Origin of the sequence: Salinibacterium sp. GXW1014, assembly GCF_044769865.1 — a bacterium.
GTDB lineage: Bacteria > Actinomycetota > Actinomycetes > Actinomycetales > Microbacteriaceae > Homoserinimonas.
Genome location: NZ_JBIZWA010000001.1, coordinates 856,630 through 869,438 on the forward strand (window position 1 = coordinate 856,630; position 12,809 = coordinate 869,438).

Below are 12,809 nucleotides of genomic sequence, written 5' to 3' on the forward strand. Positions count from 1 at the left end.
CTCGACTAGGTTTGAGCGTATGCGAGTTCACGTTGCCGACCACCCGCTCATCACGCACAAGCTGACCGTGTTGCGCGACGAGACCACCGCATCCCCCACCTTCCGCGCCCTCACCGAGGAGCTCGTCACGCTGCTCGCCTACGAGGCGACCCGCAACGTGCGCACGGTGCCCATGACGATTCAGACCCCCGTCGCCGAGACGACCGGTGTGGCGATCGCCGACCCGCGGCCGCTCGTGGTTCCCATTCTGCGGGCGGGCCTCGGCATGCTCGAGGGCATGACCAAGCTGGTGCCGACGGCGGAGGTCGGCTTCCTCGGCATGGTGCGCAACGAGGAGACCCTCGAGCCCACGACCTACGCCGAGCGGCTGCCCGAAGACCTCTCGAACCGCCAGTGCTTCGTGCTCGACCCCATGCTCGCGACGGGCGGGTCACTGCTCGCGGCGGTCAACTACCTCTTCGAGCGTGGGGCGCAGGATGTCACGGCGATCTGCCTCCTCGGAACCCCCGAGGGGCTCAGCGCGATCGACAAGGGCACCGACGGTCGCGACCTCACGATCGTGCTGGGCGCGCTCGACGAGCGACTCGATGAGCACGGATACATCGTGCCCGGCCTGGGTGACGCGGGCGACCGCCTCTACGGCACGGTCTGATCCCCCGTTTGCAAAACTGCCCCACCGGGCGGATACTTGACCGCATGACTACATTCGCGCGCACCTTGACCTCCTACGAGGCTTCGAGGAACGCTGGCATGATGATGCCGGCACGCGCCATGTGTTGTCGAATGTGCGCCTAGACGGCCACGGCTCCTCAACAGAACCGAACGCCGAGTCCCGCACCCTTCGCGCCATATCGCGGAAGTGCACGACGGACTCCGGGTGGCTCCCCTTCATGACGGGGCGTCCACTCCCAGCGCACACCTGAAGTAACACCGAAGGATCGCACCCTCATCATTAGAGGCCCTTCACCCCTTACGAAGGAATTCGACCGATGTCACTCGCACTCAAAATCTCCGACGCCTCCGCGAACGCGGCTGCCGCAGCATCCGCAACTCCCCCCGCAGCACCCGCCGCTGCCGAGCCGGCCCAGCGCCGCCGTCTGCGCGCCGTGCCGGAGGGCACCGAGGCGCGCGGCTTCGTGCTCTACGTGGGCGTCGACGAGCTCAAGGCGGCCGCGGCAGGCACCGACCTCGGCGCCATCGTCGAGGCACTCAAGACCCTGACGCAGCAACTCGTGCCGAACGCCGAGACCCACGCGGCCGTCGCCCTCGCCCCGCAGGGCGTCGGTGGCCGCGACGTCGATGTCGTGCGGCTCGCCCTCCAGGACCCGGCCGCGCTCGCCAAGCACCGCCAGCAGGACGAGGAGCCCATCGAGCCCGAGTCGCGCGGCGGCGTCATCATCGACCTCTCCCGCAAGCGCGTCGTGCTCGAGGGCGAGGTCGCGCCGCTGACCTACAAGGAGTTCGAGCTGCTGCAGTACCTCGTGCTGCGCGAGGGCCGCACGATCGACCGCGCCGAGCTCATCGCTGGCCTCTGGGGCGTCGACGACGAGGAGGCGCCAAACGTGCGCACGATCGACGTGCACGTGCGGCGTCTGCGCTCCAAGCTCGGCGGCTACGAGGAGATCGTGCGCACGGTGCGCGGTGCGGGCTACCGCTTCGACCGCCACGCGGATGTCTCGGTGCAGCACACGAGCACGCCCTCGCCCGACCGTTTCTAGCCTTTCCAGAAAAATAACGGATTGATAACTAGCGGGCGTTACCCTTCTGTTATACAGTCTTGGTTAGCGGAAGTTGTTTGCTGTGGCAGCTCCCGCGGAATGTGATTGCAGGACACTCTTGGTGCAAGGGAGAGGGCCCGTCGTTAGCCTCTACGACGGGCCCTCAATCACTTAACCTGTAGGCACCACGAGAAGGGGCGATCATGGCGTCGAAGACGACCGCGGTGTCGGCATGGGAGGCGCTCTTTCGCGCCCAGGTCACCGTCATGCGACAGCTCGGACGCGAGTTTCCGACCGACGAGATCTCGCTCACCGAGTACGACGTGCTCTTCAACCTGTCGCGACAGCCCACGCGAGCCCTGCGCATCCGTGACCTTGTCGCAGACCTGCTCATCACCCAGCCGAGCGTCAGCCGGCTCGTCGACCGCCTCGCCGCCCGAGGGCTCATCGAGAAGCGCCCAGACCCGAAGGATGCGCGCGGGGTCATCGTCTCGCTCACCGACGCGGGGTTCGAGCTGTTCCGTCGCGTCGCCGTCGCCCACATGGAGTCGATCAGTACGCACGTCGGCGCCGCGCTCGACGATGAGGAGCTGCAGCAGCTGGAAGCGTTGTGCGAGAAGCTGCGAAGCGGAGTCAAGCAGAAATAGGCGGGTCGTCACTGCGCGGGCGCGAGCGCCTGCCCGTCTCCCCGGGCAGTAGCGGGCTTACTCCCGTGGGCGGATGCGGTGCGCGCCCCCGCGAGTAGCATTCGAGCATGACAGCGCCCCCGCTCGGTGCCGGCGGCTCCGACAACGCGTGGGAGCTGGCTGGGGCGCGTCCGCGACCATCCCCGCGCGCCCGCCTGCGGCTGCCTGTCGCGATCTCGCTGCTCATCCAGGTCCCCGGGGCGCTCTTCGGATGGCGTGGCCCCGGCCCCCGCGCAGGTAGCCCCTCATTCGCCCTGAGCGCGGACTGGCCGCTCGCCCTCGTGATCACCGTCGTCGCGTGCCTGGCGCTCCTCGCCGCGCGGCGCTGGCCTGGGCCGGTTGTCGCGTTCGTCACTGCGGCTGCGATCGCTGACCTGCTCCTTCGCCCCGAGACACCCGGGCCGCCCTTCGTCGCCCTCGCCTTCGCGATCGTCGGGGCGATCGCCCGCAACGCCCGAGTGTGGGCCTGGGTCTCGGCCGGAGTCATGTGGGCAGCCGTGCTCCTCGCCTCGCTCGCTCTGGAACTCGCTCCGAGCCGGGTCGCGTTCTCGACGCTCGGGGTGTTGGCGGTGCTGGGCATCGGCGAGGCGGTGCGTGCCCGACGGGAGCGCGCGGCCGCCTATCGCCGCGCGATCGCGCAACGCCGCCAGACAGCGGCCGAAGCGGAACGCGTGCGCATCGCCCGCGAACTGCACGACGTGCTCGCCCACTCCCTGAGCTCGATCAATGTGCAGGCTGGCGTGGGACTCCACCTCATCGAGCGCGATCCCGCGGCGGGCGCTGCGGCGCTTGCCGAGATCAAGGCGGCGAGCAGGGTCGCGCTCGATGAGGTTCGTTCAGTCCTGGGGGTGCTGCGGTCGGACGGCTCCCCCGCCTCGCCGCTGGCCCCGGAGCCGGAGCTCTCGCAGCTGGAGCGACTCGCGGCATCCGTCACGGCGCAGGGCCTCTCCATCGACTTGGAGGTGGAGCCCGAGTCGCTGCAGCACGACGCACCCCGGCCGATCCAGCTCGCGCTCTACCGGATCGTGCAGGAGTCGCTCACCAACGTCGTGCGGCACGCGCAGGCGAAACACGTGCGGGTGAGCGTGCGAGCGAATGCCACGCACTACATCGCGGAGATCGTGGACGACGGCGCCCCCACGACCGCCGCCGACACTGCGGGCGGCGGGCGGGGCCTGCTCGGCATGCGGGAACGCGCAACGCTCCTGGGCGGCACCCTCGAGGCCGGCCCGCAGCCGGGCGGCGGCTTCCGCGTGCGCGCCCGCATCCCGAGACCTGAGGAGGAGCAGTCATGATCACGGTCGCGATCGCGGACGACCAGCAGCTCATCCGGGCCGGGTTCCGCAGCCTGCTGAGCGCCGAGCCGGACATCACGGTCGTCGGCGAGGCCGCCACGGGCACGGATGCTGTGGCCCTCGTCACGCGCACCGCCCCCGATGTCGTGCTGATGGACATCCGCATGCCCGACGGCGACGGGCTGGCCGCAACCGAGCAGATCGTGGCCGATCCCGCCCTCGCGGGCACGCACGTCGTCATCCTCACGACCTTCGAGCTGGACGACTACGTCACCCGGGCGATCCGCGCCGGGGCGAGCGGCTTCCTCGTCAAGGACACGGAACCCGTCGAACTCATCCGGGCGATCCGCGTCGTCGCGGCCGGCGATGCGCTGCTGAGCCCGAGCATCACCCGCCGCCTGCTCGAACGCGTGGCGGGCGACCTCCAGGACTCCGTCGACACCGCCGCCCTCGACGTGCTCACCGAGCGGGAACGCGAGGTGCTCGCGCTCGTGGGCCAGGGCCGCACCAACGCTGAGATCGCCGAGGAGCTGTTCCTCAGCCCCCTCACCTCCAAGACCCACGTGTCGCGCATCATGACCAAGCTGGGCGCGCGCGACCGCGTGCAACTCGTCATCGCCGCCTACGACGCCGGGCTCGTGAAGCCGGCGCACCGGGAGTAGTCGGGCGGCTCGCCTACTGCGTCGGGAGTGCGACAGGTGCCTCCCCCGGGCCGATTCGCCGCGGCATCCGCCGGACGAGTCTTGTCACGCGGGCTCGAGAGGCGAACCCGCGACGAAAGGACCACGCGATGACCGACGCACTCACGACCCTTGCAATGCACGGCGGACCGTTCACCGATGGAGGCGGGCCGGGGTGGCTGTTCTTCTTCATTCCCCTCTTCTGGATCGGCCTCCTCGTGCTGCTGTTCACGCTGGCGGGGCGGCGCTGGAGGAAGAACGGTGGCCCGTGGCGGATGCAGGGCTCACCCGAGCACACGCTCGGCGACCGCTACGCGCGCGGCGAGATCGACGAGACCGAGTACCGCAGCCGCCTCGAGGTGCTGCGTGCCGGGAGGAAGGGCTGACGCTGCGCCCGGAGCATGAAGAAGGGCCCCAGCGAAACTCGCTGGGGCCCTCTGCCTGTGCGCCCGAAGGGACTCGAACCCCTAACCTTCTGATCCGTAGTCAGATGCTCTATCCATTGAGCTACGGGCGCATGTCGGGTCAAAACCCAACTGAATGACTATATCAGGCCCTGCGGGCAGGTTCGAACCGGCACCCGAGTGGCCAAAGTTTCGGGCACCCGGGGGGGGTCTTGGCGCAAACTTTGGCCACTCGGGGAACTCGGCCGGGTTACGAGCGCACGAGCCTGGCGATCGCCGCCGATGCCTCCGCGATCTTCTGGTCTGCGACTTCCCCGCCCTCGCGGGTCGCTTCGGCGACGCAGTGCTTGAGGTGGTCGTCGAGCAGCGCCAAGGCGACCGTCTCAAGCGCCTTAGTCGCGGCCGAGACCTGCGTCAGCACGTCGATGCAGTAGGCGTCCTCGTCGATCATGCGGTGGATGCCGCGAACCTGGCCCTCCGCGCGACGGAGGCGCTTGAGCAACTGCTCCTTGTGTTCTTCATATCCATGCACATTGTCTTTTATACCCCCTGGGGGTATGGTTGTCCACATGAAGACCGAATACAGCGTGAGTGGAATGACCTGCGAGCACTGCGTCGCATCCGTCAAGCAGGAAGTCTCGAAGATCGACGGCGTCAGCACGGTTGACGTCGATCTCTCCTCGGGACTCGTGACCGTCGAGAGCGCATCTGCCCTCGACGCGGAGGCCGTCGCGGCGGCGATCGACGAGGCCGGCTACGAGCTGAGCGACTCGCCAGCAGCGCCATGACCCCGCAGCCCGCGACATCCGGGCTCATCGACCTGGACCTCGCAGTACAGGGGATGACGTGCGCCTCGTGCGCCGCCCGCGTCGAGAAGCGACTCAACAAGCTCGAGGGCGTTGAGGCATCCGTCAACTACGCGACGGAGAAGGCGAGCGTGCGGTTCCCCGAGACGCTCGACCCCGCGCTGCTCGTCGCCGAGGTCGAGAAGGCCGGCTACACAGCGCAACTGCCGCCACCCCCGCGCGAGCAGCACGACCCGCACGCCGAGCACATGGCCGACCTCGGCGAGCGCGAGCTGTCATCGCTCAAGCACCGGCTCATCGTGAGCGCGATCCTCGCCGTGCCCGTCGTCGTGCTCGCGATGGTGCCCGCATGGCAGTTCACCTACTGGCAGTGGCTCTCCCTGACCCTCACGGCGCCCGTCGTCGTGTGGGGCGGGGCGCCATTCCACCGGGCGACCTGGATCAACCTGCGCCACGGCGCCGCCACCATGGACACCCTCATCACGGTCGGCACCTTCTCGGCCCTCGCGTGGTCGCTCTACGCCCTCTTCTTCGGGCACGCGGGAATGCCGGGCATGACGCACGGCTTCGAGTTCACCCTCGAGCCCACCTCCGGCGCCGGCAACATCTACCTTGAGGTCGCCGCCGCCGTGACCGTCTTCGTGCTCGCCGGTCGCTACTTCGAGCACCGGGCAAAGCGCCGGGCCGGCGACGCGCTGCGCTCGCTCCTCGACCTGGGGGCCAAGGATGTCGCCGTCCTGCGCAACGGACAGGAACAGCGGATGCCCGTGGCCCAGCTCACCGTCGGCGACGAGTTCGTCGTGCGGCCGGGTGAGAAGGTCGCCACCGACGGTGTGGTCACCTCCGGGGCATCCGCCGTCGATCGCAGCATGCTGACGGGCGAATCGGTTCCCGTCGAGGTCGGCATCGGCGACTCGGTCGTCGGCGCGACCACCAACGTGAGCGGACGCCTCGTCGTGCGCGCGACCCGCGTCGGCACCGACACGCAGCTTTCCCAGATGGCGCGCCTCGTGGAGCAGGCGCAGTCGGGCAAGGCCGAGGTGCAGCGCCTCGCCGACCGCATCTCGGGCATCTTCGTGCCCATCGTCTTCGTCATCGCGGCCGTCACCCTTGCCGTGTGGCTGTTGTCGGGCGCGACCCCCGAGTTCGCCTTCACGGCGGCCGTCGCCGTGCTCATCATCGCCTGCCCGTGCGCGCTCGGACTCGCGACCCCCACCGCCCTTCTCGTCGGCACAGGGCGTGGCGCCCAGCTGGGCATCATCATCCGCGGCCCTGAAATGCTCGAATCCACCCGCCGCATCGACACGGTCGTGCTCGACAAGACCGGCACCGTCACTGAGGGGCGGATGTCGCTGGTCGAGGTGATCACAGGCGGTTCAACCACCCGTGAAGAGGTGTTGAAGCTTGCCGGTGCGCTCGAGGCGGCGTCGGAGCATCCGATCGCCAGGGCCATCGCGGACGCCGCGTCTGCCCAGGGCGAGCTGCCCGCCCCCGAGTCGTTCGAGAACGTTGAGGGCCTCGGCGTGCAGGGCATCGTCGACGGCCACGCCGTCGTCGTCGGCAGGCCGAGCCTGCTGGCCGACTGGGGACTCGCGCTCGATGAGACCCTCGCGGAGGCGCAGCGTGAGGCCGCGGCATCCGGTCGCACCTCAATCGCCGTCGGCTGGGACGGTGCCGCCAGGGCGGTGCTCGTCATCGCCGACACGATCAAGCCGACGAGCGCAGAGGCGATCGCCTCGCTCAAGGCGCTCGGGCTGACGCCGGTGCTGCTGACGGGCGACAACGAGGCGGTCGCGCGCGAGGTCGGCGCCGAGGTGGGCATCGAGCAGGTGTTCGCCGATGTGCTGCCCGGCGACAAGGTGGATGTCATCACCCGTCTTCAGAGTGAGGGCCACGTCGTCGCGATGGTCGGCGACGGCATCAACGACGCCCCCGCGCTGGCGCAGGCCGACCTGGGCCTCTCGATGGGCACCGGCACCGACATCGCGATCGAGGCGAGCGACCTCACCCTCGTGCAGGGCGACCTGCGCTCGGTGGCGGATGCCATCCGGCTCTCCCGCAGGACGCTCGGCACCATCAAGGGCAACCTGTTCTGGGCGTTCGCATACAACGTGGCCGCGATCCCGCTCGCGGCGCTCGGGCTGCTCAACCCCATGATCGCGGGGGCGGCGATGGCGTTCTCGAGCGTGTTCGTGGTGAGCAACAGCCTGCGGCTGCGGGGGTTCACGCCGCAGCGCTAGTTGCCTCGCGCGATGTGCGGGTGTGGTGGCGGTGTGCATGCTCTAGCACGCACACCGCCACCGAACCCGCACATCGCAGGTGTTGCGGCATCCGCTCAGCCCTTCACGGCGCCCTGCGTGACGCCCTCCATGACCCAGCGCTGCGTGAAGAGGTAGACGATGATCGCGGGCGCCATCGCCATCAGATACGACGCGAACGACACGTTGTAGTTGTTGCTGAACTGGGTCTGGAACATGTTCTGCACGACCGGCAGCGTCTGCAGGCCGGGGTCGGAGATGATGAGCGACGGCATCATGAAGTCGTTCCAGGAGGCGAGGAACGCGAAGATGCCGACCGTCGCTGCCATGGGTGCGAGCAGCGGGAAGATCAGCTGCCAGAACGTCTGCCAGGTCGTGGCCCCGTCGATGCGCGCGCTCTCCTCCAGCTCATCGGGGATCGATCGCAGGAAAGCCGTGAACAGCAGGATGCTGAACGATAGCTGGAACATGATGTGCAGCAGCGCGACCCCGGCAGGATTATCGAGCCCCGCGAGGCCCGTGAGCTGGATCTGCGGCAGCGCCACCACAGGGAACGGCAGGAACATCGCCGCCAGCAGGTAGAAGAACGACCAGCGGAACAGCCTCCTCTCCCAGTTGCGGGTGATTGCGAAGGATGCCGCGGCCGCGAGCACGACCGTGCCGACGACGGTCACCACCGTGATGAGCGTCGACACCGTGAAGGCGACCGGGAAGTCGGTGAGTTCCCACGCGGTGACGAAACCATCCACGCTGAATGGCGCGGGTATGGCGAAGGCATTGCCGTCGACCGCCTGCCCCGTCGTCTTGAACGACATCGCGATCGTCACATAGAGCGGCACGAGCACGGTGAGCGCGCACAGGAACAGGATGATCGTGCCCGGCCAGTTGACCCGCTCGGCACCCACCCTTCCGCGCCGCCGGTTCTGCACTCCCCCGGGCTTCTCCGGGTCGATCGCGTTGGCCTCCCGCGCCGCAGCGGCGGGCTGTGTCTGCGTCATCAGAGCACGCTCCTTCCCCGGGTCACCCGCAGTTGCGCGAGGGCGATCACGACCGCGATGACGAAGAAGATCGTCGCGTTCGCCATCTGGTACGCGTAGTCACCGCTGGTGAAGCCGGTCACGATCGTCATGGCGATCGAGCGGGTTGCCGTGCCGGGCCCGCCGTTGGTGAGGCCGACGATGATGTCGTAGGCGTTCAGGTAGTTCTTGAACCCCAGGATGACGTTGATGACCACATACCCGGCCACGAGTGGCAGGGTGATGCGGAAGAACTGCTGCCGCTTGCCCGCTCCATCGATGTCCGCCGCCTCATAGACGTCGCCGGGGATCGACAGCAGCCCGGCGATGTAGATCAGCAGGGTGCCGGGGATCGCCTGCCATGCGGTGACGATCACGATCGCCAGCCACGCGAGGTCGGGGTTGGCGAGGATGCTCTGGGTGAGCCATCCGATTCCGGTTGCCGCACCGAACTCCGGCAGCGAGTTGGAGAAGAGGAAGTTGAAGACGTAGGCGATGACGATGCCCGAGATCACCATGGGGATCACGAAGACCGTGCGCAGCGCCGTCTTGAACCGGATGCGCGACACCAGCAGCACCGCCAGGAACAGCGCGATCACGTTGACGAGGATCACCGTGACAGCCGCGAAGCCGAAGGTGAAGCCGTAGCTGGCCCAGATCGCCGGGTCGGAGAACACCGCCACGTAGTTGGTGACGCCGATGAACTCCCAGTCGCCGAAGCCGATCGAGTTGGTGAGGCTGAAGAAGATGCCGATCACGGCGGGCAGCGTGATGCAGAGGGTGAAGAGGATGAGCGCCGGGAGGAGGAACGCGTAGTACACCGGGTCGACCCCACGCCGCCGGCCCGCCTTGGTCGACCGGAGGGTGCGAATGGCGCCGCTTGAGGCATCCGGTGTCGTGATTGCGGTGGTGCTGTCGCTCGTCATCGTCGCATTCCCTACTGGCGCAGCGCGAGGCGCGCCCACTCCTCGTCGAGGCGGCGAAGCGTCGAGTCGACGTCGCCGCCCGTGATGAGGCCCTGCAAGAGGTTGTCGATCGGGATGGTCAACGGCACCGCCTTGGTGACGCCCTGATAGAAGAGCCCCTCGTCGTAATAGGGCTGCATGGCGAGAATGCGTTCGTCGGTCGCCGGGGCGGCATCCGTCGTCGTGCCGAAGCCAAGGAACTCGGCGTTGTACTCGTCCATGATCTCGGGCTGCATGATGAAGCTGAGGAACTCGCGGGCACCCTCCTTCTGTTGGGACGCCTCCGGGATCCACGCGGCCAGGTCGATGTTGACCCGCACCCTGAGGTCGTCGGGGTTGTCGGTCATCGGCAGGGGGAAGGTGCCCAGGTTGAGCTGGTCGTCGGTCTTCGCGATCTCCCCCAGCGCCCACGGCCCCTGCAGGTACATGGCCGCCTCACCTTGGGCGAAGGCAAGGTTGCCGTCGCCGTAGCCGCGGCTTGCGGCATCCGGGTTCGCATACTCGGCGAGCTGCACCATCCGCTCGGCCGGCTCCTTGAGGGTCTGCTGGAACGACACCTCCGAGTCGGGGCCAATCTCGGTGCCGAGCTCGTTGATCTCCTCGACGAACCCCGCGACGTCGACCATGCCGCCGACCGAGTAGTCGAACCAGCCCTGGCCGATCGACCACGGCTCCTTGAACGTTCCGTAGAAGGGGGTGACTCCCGCCGCTTCGAGCGCGTCGCAGACCGCGATGAGCTCGTCCCACGTCGTCGGCACCTCAAGGCCGTGCTGCTCGAAGATCTCGACGTTGTAGATGACGGATGCCGCCATCACCGAGTACGGCAGCACGCTCGTGCGCCCGGGGTAGGTCGCATACTGGTCGACGAGCTCCTGCACGTCGGGCCGGATGCGCTCCGCCTCGGGCATGTCGCCGAGGTCGCTCAGCGCCCCGCGCTCCATGAAGCGCGCCATCTCCATGTTGTAGTTGAGGAGGCCCAGGTCGGGCGGGTTTCCGCGGAGGAACCCCGCCTGCAGGTTCGAGCTGGTGTCGAAGACGACCTCGATCTCGTCCTGGGAATCGTTGTATTCCCTGATCAAGTCGCGAAAGTACGGGATCGCCTCCGGCTTGCTCAGGTGGAACCGCACCTCGGCGGGGCCGCCACTCGAGCATCCGGCCAGCACACCGCCGGCGAGCGCGAGCACGATGTGCCACAGCTTCCTCCGCATCCCAGGCGCTCGGCGGTGAGTGCCTGTTGCGACGGATGCTACGTCCGAAACGCTGCCGCGGGGCTGCGAGTTTTCGGCACCGAGAGGCGGGCGATGCGCAGCCTTGGTGGCGTTGTGCACGGTCTATCGTGCGCAACGCCACCAAACATGCGCATGGGGCCGGGCTACGCCGACTCGGTGAACCGCGCCGCGTCCCACTCCGGCGCGATCTCGAACGCGGGCTCCGTGATGCCGCGCACGGCGTCGGCTGCGAGGCGGCCGATCGCCGGGGAGAGCTGGATTCCCGAGCCACCGGCACCGAGCGCGCAGACGACACCGGATGCCGCGGGGTGCGCGCCCACGATGGGCTGGTGGTCGGGCGTCATGGGGTAGATGCCCTGCCAGCTGCGGTCGAGCTCGAGGTCGTCGGCATTACTGAGGCGCTCCGCGAGGAGCTCGACGATGCGCTCGAGCACGTCGTCACCGACCGAGCGGAGGAGCACGTCGGGGCTGACCGCGTCGCCGATGACCTCTTCTGTGTGGAGGCCGGCGATGAGGTGCTGGGTGCCCTCCGAGCGGAAGTAGACGCCATCGACACCCGAGCCGGGGATGTAGTCCATGACGAATGGCGTGGGGGTCTTGAACTCGGGCACGCGCACCGTGACGGCGCCGTGGAGCATGGGAAGCAGCGGGACGGGGGCGCCGAGCATCTCGCCGATCACGCCCGCGTGGGGGCCGGCCGCGTTGACGACGACGTCGGCCTCGTACTCGCCGGCCGCGGTCGTGATGCGCCAGACGTCGCCGTCGCGGCTTGCGCCCGTGACCTCCTGGCCGGTCTTGACCGTGCCGCCCTGCGAGCGGACCCACGCGGCGAGGTTCTGGCAGACCTCGAAGCCGTCGACGAAGCCGTCCCAGGTGCCGAGGAGGCCCCCGATGAGCCCCTCGGTGATGATCTGGGGCCAGCGGGTGGCGATGTCGTCGGCGCTGAGGATCTCGGCGTCTTCGATGCCGAACTCTCGCTGGATCGCGATGCTCTCGCGGAAGCTCTCCATGTCGGCCTCGGTGCGCGCAAGCCGCAGGTAGCCGCCGTGCGTGAAGGTGAGGCCCTCCTGCTCGAGCTGGGCGTAGTGCTCGCGGCCGTAGGCTCGCACCTCGACGGTCGGGCGCGTGAAGTACTGGGTCTCCACCATGCCGACCGAGCGGCCCGAGGAGCCGTCGCCGGGGTGCGCCTTATCGAGCACCGTGACCTCGATGTCCGAGTGCTGGAGGAGCTCGCGAGCCGTGAACAGCCCGAGCACACCTGCACCGATCACGACGACCCGCTGCTTCGACATTGTTTCTCCTCGTGCCTGCTGCGCATCACGCGCGATCTAAAACGACAGTACTGTCGTTTTAGATTATGCGCCTGAGTCGGGCCGCGGTCAATCTGAGCTGGCCGGAGCTAACCTGTCGTGCGCGCCGACTTGATCAGGATGCCCGCCGCGATGAAGAGCGCACCCGCGAGCGGTTGTGCCGCCGTCCACCAGGTGCCGGAGAACTCGAACGGCCAGACGGGGTTCCACAGCACGGCGACGACCGCGAAGACGGCCGTCCACCACCACTGCCCCGCCTGCCACGCAAACCACGCCACGACGAGCGCAAGGATCGCCACGATGAAGCGGATGATGATGGCCCCCGTGCCCTCAAGGAACAGCGGTGACACGAGCAGTGTGACGGCCGCGAGCAGCCCGGGGGCGAGGGCGTTGCGCTGAAAGTTCGGCTGGGTCTGCGATGAAGCGGGCATGGGACCAGTCT

General features: G+C 68.3%; 14 protein-coding genes and 1 tRNA gene. 8 read left to right on the top strand and 7 right to left on the bottom strand.

The features are described from left to right. Positions 1–19: 19 nt before the first annotated feature. The 6 genes from upp to ACIQK7_RS04275 all read left to right on the top strand — a co-directional run bounded on the left by upp (position 20) and on the right by ACIQK7_RS04275 (position 4,765). Complete coding sequence (gene upp / locus ACIQK7_RS04250; protein WP_403021634.1) at positions 20–652, top strand: uracil phosphoribosyltransferase; 633 nt, start codon at positions 20–22, stop codon at positions 650–652. A 337-nt stretch (positions 653–989) separates the two neighbouring features. Then, positions 990–1,718 (top strand): winged helix-turn-helix domain-containing protein, encoded by a 729-nt coding sequence (locus tag ACIQK7_RS04255; RefSeq protein ID WP_403021636.1) that lies wholly within the window; start codon positions 990–992, stop codon positions 1,716–1,718. A 203-nt stretch (positions 1,719–1,921) separates the two neighbouring features. After that, complete coding sequence (locus ACIQK7_RS04260) at positions 1,922–2,365, top strand: MarR family winged helix-turn-helix transcriptional regulator (protein WP_403021639.1); 444 nt, start codon at positions 1,922–1,924, stop codon at positions 2,363–2,365. Positions 2,366–2,472: 107 nt separating this feature from the next. Then, positions 2,473–3,699, top strand: a complete 1,227-nt coding sequence (locus tag ACIQK7_RS04265; protein ID WP_403021641.1) for a sensor histidine kinase — start codon at positions 2,473–2,475, stop codon at positions 3,697–3,699. After that, a complete protein-coding gene (locus ACIQK7_RS04270; RefSeq protein WP_403021644.1) occupies positions 3,696–4,361 on the top strand; it encodes a response regulator in 666 nt (221 codons plus the stop codon). Before ACIQK7_RS04265 ends, ACIQK7_RS04270 begins: the two co-directional genes overlap by 4 nt. Before the next feature lie 128 nt (positions 4,362–4,489). Beyond that, complete coding sequence (locus ACIQK7_RS04275) at positions 4,490–4,765, top strand: SHOCT domain-containing protein (RefSeq protein ID WP_403021646.1); 276 nt, start codon at positions 4,490–4,492, stop codon at positions 4,763–4,765. A 58-nt stretch (positions 4,766–4,823) separates the two neighbouring features. On the opposite strand, the gene ACIQK7_RS04280 is transcribed toward ACIQK7_RS04275, so the two are convergent. After that, positions 4,824–4,896: transfer RNA gene (locus ACIQK7_RS04280), tRNA-Arg, on the bottom strand. A 137-nt stretch (positions 4,897–5,033) separates the two neighbouring features. After that, positions 5,034–5,354, bottom strand: coding sequence for a metal-sensitive transcriptional regulator (locus ACIQK7_RS04285; protein WP_403021648.1), 321 nt, complete (start codon positions 5,352–5,354; stop codon positions 5,034–5,036). Here ACIQK7_RS04285 and ACIQK7_RS04290 point away from each other — a divergent pair. Beyond that, positions 5,353–5,571, top strand: a complete 219-nt coding sequence (locus ACIQK7_RS04290) for a heavy-metal-associated domain-containing protein (protein WP_403021650.1) — start codon at positions 5,353–5,355, stop codon at positions 5,569–5,571. The genes ACIQK7_RS04285 and ACIQK7_RS04290 overlap by 2 nt on opposite strands. Further along, entirely contained in the window at positions 5,568–7,829 is a 2,262-nt protein-coding gene (locus tag ACIQK7_RS04295; protein ID WP_403021653.1) for a heavy metal translocating P-type ATPase, read from the top strand. Before ACIQK7_RS04290 ends, ACIQK7_RS04295 begins: the two co-directional genes overlap by 4 nt. A gap of 95 nt (positions 7,830–7,924) precedes the next feature. On the opposite strand, the gene ACIQK7_RS04300 is transcribed toward ACIQK7_RS04295, so the two are convergent. The 5 genes from ACIQK7_RS04300 to ACIQK7_RS04320 form a co-directional block, all read right to left on the bottom strand. Continuing rightward, positions 7,925–8,845, bottom strand: coding sequence for a carbohydrate ABC transporter permease (locus ACIQK7_RS04300; RefSeq protein WP_403021655.1), 921 nt, complete (start codon positions 8,843–8,845; stop codon positions 7,925–7,927). Continuing rightward, positions 8,845–9,789: a carbohydrate ABC transporter permease gene (locus ACIQK7_RS04305; protein WP_403021658.1), complete on the bottom strand. Its 945-nt coding sequence runs from the start codon at positions 9,787–9,789 to the stop codon at positions 8,845–8,847. The genes ACIQK7_RS04300 and ACIQK7_RS04305 overlap by 1 nt, the downstream gene beginning before the upstream one ends. Positions 9,790–9,800: 11 nt before the next feature. Then, the gene (locus ACIQK7_RS04310; protein ID WP_403021661.1) at positions 9,801–11,036 is read right to left on the bottom strand and encodes an ABC transporter substrate-binding protein; all 1,236 of its coding nucleotides are present in this window, start codon (positions 11,034–11,036) and stop codon (positions 9,801–9,803) included. 164 nt (positions 11,037–11,200) lie between these two features. Next, the gene (locus tag ACIQK7_RS04315) at positions 11,201–12,349 is read right to left on the bottom strand and encodes an NAD(P)/FAD-dependent oxidoreductase (RefSeq protein WP_403021663.1); all 1,149 of its coding nucleotides are present in this window, start codon (positions 12,347–12,349) and stop codon (positions 11,201–11,203) included. Between the two features lie 107 nt (positions 12,350–12,456). Beyond that, positions 12,457–12,798 (bottom strand): DUF6804 family protein, encoded by a 342-nt coding sequence (locus ACIQK7_RS04320; RefSeq protein ID WP_403021666.1) that lies wholly within the window; start codon positions 12,796–12,798, stop codon positions 12,457–12,459. Positions 12,799–12,809: the final 11 nt, after the last annotated feature.

Excerpts from the sequence above, each read along its gene's own strand:
- ACIQK7_RS04295 (WP_403021653.1), top strand. The coding sequence starts at position 5,568 with ATGACCCCGCAGCCCGCGACATCCGGGCTCATCGACCTGGACCTCGCA.
- upp (WP_403021634.1), top strand. The coding sequence starts at position 20 with ATGCGAGTTCACGTTGCCGACCACCCGCTCATCACGCACAAGCTGACC.
- ACIQK7_RS04275 (WP_403021646.1), top strand. The coding sequence starts at position 4,490 with ATGACCGACGCACTCACGACCCTTGCAATGCACGGCGGACCGTTCACC.
- ACIQK7_RS04310 (WP_403021661.1), bottom strand. The coding sequence starts at position 11,036 with ATGCGGAGGAAGCTGTGGCACATCGTGCTCGCGCTCGCCGGCGGTGTG.
- ACIQK7_RS04305 (WP_403021658.1), bottom strand. The coding sequence starts at position 9,789 with ATGACGAGCGACAGCACCACCGCAATCACGACACCGGATGCCTCAAGC.
- ACIQK7_RS04315 (WP_403021663.1), bottom strand. The coding sequence starts at position 12,349 with ATGTCGAAGCAGCGGGTCGTCGTGATCGGTGCAGGTGTGCTCGGGCTG.
- ACIQK7_RS04290 (WP_403021650.1), top strand. The coding sequence starts at position 5,353 with ATGAAGACCGAATACAGCGTGAGTGGAATGACCTGCGAGCACTGCGTC.
- ACIQK7_RS04300 (WP_403021655.1), bottom strand. The coding sequence starts at position 8,845 with ATGACGCAGACACAGCCCGCCGCTGCGGCGCGGGAGGCCAACGCGATC.
- ACIQK7_RS04265 (WP_403021641.1), top strand. The coding sequence starts at position 2,473 with ATGACAGCGCCCCCGCTCGGTGCCGGCGGCTCCGACAACGCGTGGGAG.
- ACIQK7_RS04285 (WP_403021648.1), bottom strand. The coding sequence starts at position 5,354 with ATGTGGACAACCATACCCCCAGGGGGTATAAAAGACAATGTGCATGGA.
- ACIQK7_RS04255 (WP_403021636.1), top strand. The coding sequence starts at position 990 with ATGTCACTCGCACTCAAAATCTCCGACGCCTCCGCGAACGCGGCTGCC.
- ACIQK7_RS04260 (WP_403021639.1), top strand. The coding sequence starts at position 1,922 with ATGGCGTCGAAGACGACCGCGGTGTCGGCATGGGAGGCGCTCTTTCGC.
- ACIQK7_RS04270 (WP_403021644.1), top strand. The coding sequence starts at position 3,696 with ATGATCACGGTCGCGATCGCGGACGACCAGCAGCTCATCCGGGCCGGG.
- ACIQK7_RS04320 (WP_403021666.1), bottom strand. The coding sequence starts at position 12,798 with ATGCCCGCTTCATCGCAGACCCAGCCGAACTTTCAGCGCAACGCCCTC.